The 3,777-nt window shown below is 39.6% G+C and carries 3 protein-coding genes; 1 reads left to right on the top strand and 2 read right to left on the bottom strand.

What is annotated here, in order from left to right; genetic code table 11:
- Positions 1-438: Crp/Fnr family transcriptional regulator (locus AC1DND_RS24760; protein WP_477585217.1), on the top strand; the 438-nt coding region annotated here is incomplete at its 5' end.
- A 690-nt stretch (positions 439-1,128) separates the two neighbouring features.
- Here the strand turns inward: AC1DND_RS24760 and AC1DND_RS24755 are convergent.
- Positions 1,129-3,090, bottom strand: a complete 1,962-nt coding sequence (locus AC1DND_RS24755) for a sulfatase-like hydrolase/transferase (RefSeq protein WP_477585216.1) — start codon at positions 3,088-3,090, stop codon at positions 1,129-1,131.
- 100 nt (positions 3,091-3,190) lie between these two features.
- The coding region (locus tag AC1DND_RS24750) for a RagB/SusD family nutrient uptake outer membrane protein (protein ID WP_477585215.1) at positions 3,191-3,777 on the bottom strand (587 nt) is incomplete at its 5' end.

Raw genomic sequence — 3,777 nt, 5'->3', positions numbered from 1 at the left:
GCCGTGCTCTCCGAAGAGCGGTATCCGGATTCGGCTGCTACTATAGAAGAGAGCGTTCTTAGCTTTATACCTAAAGAAGATTTTCTTCAGGTGCTGAACAATTCGCCCTTACTTACCTCACGTATGTTAAAGGCACTAAGCCATGAATATACAGTATTGGCGAACAGTATTTCTGTTTTTTCGCAGCGTTCGGCCATAGAACGGCTTGCCATAGCGCTCATTTTTCTCAGAGAAAAGTATAAACACGACCTTAACACCGATGGAGAGATTCTGATCAATATCTCAAGACATGACCTGGCTAACCTTGCCGGGCTGGCGAAGGAGAATGTGATCCGGCTCCTTAAAGAGTTAAAGTCGGAAGATATCCTTTATACAGATGGCAGGAAAATCTGGATTAAGAACATTGAAAAACTGATTGCCCGATCCAACTATCGTTAGCATGATTTATCATTCATTGGAATTATGTCATGCCAACCGGGATTTTGATCACCTATAATAATGCTTTTTCATCATCGTCATCTTTGGTTTTTCGGTAGATATTTATCATTAACCCCTGAGATATTGTTAATTCTTAATCCGGATGCGAAATTGTTTTCTCCGACAGGCATAATTTTTAACGCTAGTACTTTATAAAGGGTGATGCAGCTTGCATTCAGCCCACCATCAAATTTCATCAGCCAGGAGATGAGCTCTTTGGTAATTATGTTGAAGTTGAAAAAGGTTTTGATTATTCGGAACAATGTGGTTTATTAATTAAATTGAGGGTTGGTGATTTTGATTATCTTCAATTCTATCAGATAATTCAGCGATTGCACTCATTTGAGCTATAAAATCGGTCGACAACAATACAATGTGCAACCCGTCTTAAGAAAGGTGCCTTAGGAATCTCCTATGGCACTTTCTTTTTTTATTAAAATTTATATTTTTTGATAATTCCTCTCAATCCGTGTTTTGAGGCTGATTTCTGGTGTTCGATGTACCATTGGGGTTTAACTTTTTTAAACTCAGGTATTTTCAAATATCTAATATTTATATCTTTATGTTATTGTAATAGTTCGACAGTTATTCTGCTAATTTTGATATATTCCAAAATGCAGATTAACGCCCCATTGTGGTGGATAACCCGCACTAATAAAAGCAATTTTTCTCCCCTAGATCTTCCCATTTACCAGATGCAGCTTTAATTTGCAATTTGAAACCTTTTTTAACATTTTGATCTTTTAAACAATAAATTGTGAGGGGATGATATCCCTCGTCAAGTGTGACAGCCCTTTGAACAACTTCCCCGGTTTTATAATCAAAATCAGCATCGAGCAAATTAAATTCATGAAGCTTGACAAATGCACTGTTATCTGAAATAAGTTTAAAAGTATATAATCCTCTTTTTGGAATTTTGATAAAGGTTTTATACATAATCATCCCTTTGGCCGTTTTAATTGGAAGAGGTGATTTGGTGCGGCCCGATTGATCAGCGCTTTGAGGATTTAAAGATGGTATAAATTGAAAATCTCCTTTAAAAAATGACCATTTCAGACCTTTTTCTGCATTTTTAGGAATATCTATACCAGGTACCGGTGTATCATCATAGGGACGGGATGCATCTGAATCTGAAATTCTTAACTGTAATACCTTAGCTTTCATGGTTGCTTGCAGTTTTTCGAAGCCCTTCTTACCAGCAAGGTTATTTTTTTCCTTTGGATCTTTTACTACATTATAAATTTCAAACTTATCATCAGCCGATTTGATGTCATACCGTACCCCTACAAAATCTCCCATTCTGATGAGCTGCATCTGATTACGTTTTCTGCCTGCGTGCCCAGGTTCGAATTGATCGAAGCTCGGTGTATTACCAGCCTCAAAATATTCACTGTATACTAAAGCTTTATCCTGCTTTCCGATATTGGTCAATGAAGGGAGTAGAGACACACCAGTTGTTCTTACGGGTGCAAAGGTTTTAGCGGCTCCTGCAAAAGTTGGCAACCAGTCCGAGAGCATTGAAGGAGTGTTTACAACTTGGCCAGCAGGAATGCGCTTTGGCCAAACCACTAAGGCGGGCATACGTACGCCACCTTCCCAACAATCACGTTTTATTCCATCAAAGGGACCATAGCTACTGAAAAAAGTTGGTTTAACAGGTACAAAAGACTTGGGTAGATAAGATTCTATCGATGGACCGTTGTCAGAGGTGAAAACAACAAGTGTATTGTCATCGATTTTTAAATCTGATAGTAGCTCTCTGATATCGCCAACGGCATCATCCAGACGCCTTACCGCTGTTGCATATCTTTTATAGGTATCTGGCCATGGAACCTTCGGGGTATTTGGGTCTTTATCATCATCGTAAGTAGCCTCTGCATAATCAGGATGGACATAACTATCAACATCTCCAGAGGCGGTATTGATCATTTTTTCCTTTTGACCGGTCCATTGCAGCCCTCCCTTTAGCCCACCGCCTGTTGGGTACGCTTGTGTTGGCAGCTCGAGTACTGCATGTGGTGCATCGTAAGCCAGATACATAAAAAAAGGTTTTTTGTCCTGGTTCTTCTGCTCAAAATTTATAATGAAATCCTTTGCTTTTGCAGTCCATAAATCAGTGGTATAACACTTTTGTAATCCTTCGGAAACTTCTTTATAGTTGGCCCAAATTTCTTTTTTGCCCCTATATACACCCTCCACAGGATAGTGCTCATGTCTGGCAACAGTGGTATAGCCTGCATTTTTTAATACCGTGGCTATGGTGTGGTTATTTTCCAATGCTTTATCGAACTGATTATCCCGTATGATGGCATTTCCCTGGTTTACTCCGGTCATTAGAGATGCCCTTGATGGCGCACATACAGGGGCATTGGCATAATGCTGGGTTAATATGGCTCCTGATTTTGCCATTTCATCTAAATGAGGGGACATTAAAGCAGGAAGGCTTTTACTCCTTTGATTCTGAAACAGAATACCAAGATCGCCATAACCAAGGTCATCCACTAAAATGTAAATGATGTTTGGTTTTTGCTGAGCATATACATTAACATTGAATGAGAAAAAAGAAATAATGAGGAAACTAAGGATCAGCGTTTTGTTTTTACGGTTTTTCATATTTAAAAATAAAGGAACGAAAATAAAAAAAACAATAAATGATATATGAAGAAAATTACCGCCCTAAATTTTGACGGGGCGGTAATTACTGATCGTTGAATTATTTCCATCCGGGATTTTGCACGATTTTTGGATTGAGTACAATTTGGTTCGATGGAACCGGGTACAGGTAATAATATTCTGGAAAGGGGCTGGGAGGTATTCCCAGATACGAAATATAACCGGCAGTTGCTCCGTTCTGAATCGGAATGATACTATTTGCAGGTACGTCTGTTCCCTTTGTAATGTACCGTCCGAGTTTTTCTTTAAGCGCATAATCCATTTTCTTCCATCTGCGCAGATCATCAAACCTGAATCCTTCACCAATTAATTCGATCGCTCTTTCTCTCCTTATCTCCCAGAGAATGGGATTGATGCTCTGGTCTCTGTTTGGATCGTTGGTGATCGAGCTTAAATTTAATGGTGCAACCGCACCTCTTGCCCTGAGTTTATTGATGGTCGCATCTGCCGTTGACTGCGTAAAAGTTCCCAGTTCATACATAGCCTCAGCGTGGTTTGCCAATATCTCGCCCATTCTGAACAGTGGGCAATCGCTTATGTCCTGTCCCTGCGCATCCTGTACCTGTTGGTTGTAATATTTATAAAACCTGTAACCTGTATAGGTCACATTGTAGGGCTGACCATTTG

The sequence above is a fragment of the Pedobacter sp. 01N416 genome (genome assembly GCF_056399685.1).
Note: the sequence above shows the minus strand (reverse complement) of the source record. Positions and strands in the feature narration are given on the sequence as shown.

What these genes read in the sequence shown, in the direction of transcription:
- AC1DND_RS24755 (WP_477585216.1), bottom strand. Translation starts at nt 3,090, where the DNA reads ATGAAAAACCGTAAAAACAAAACGCTGATCCTTAGTTTCCTCATTATT.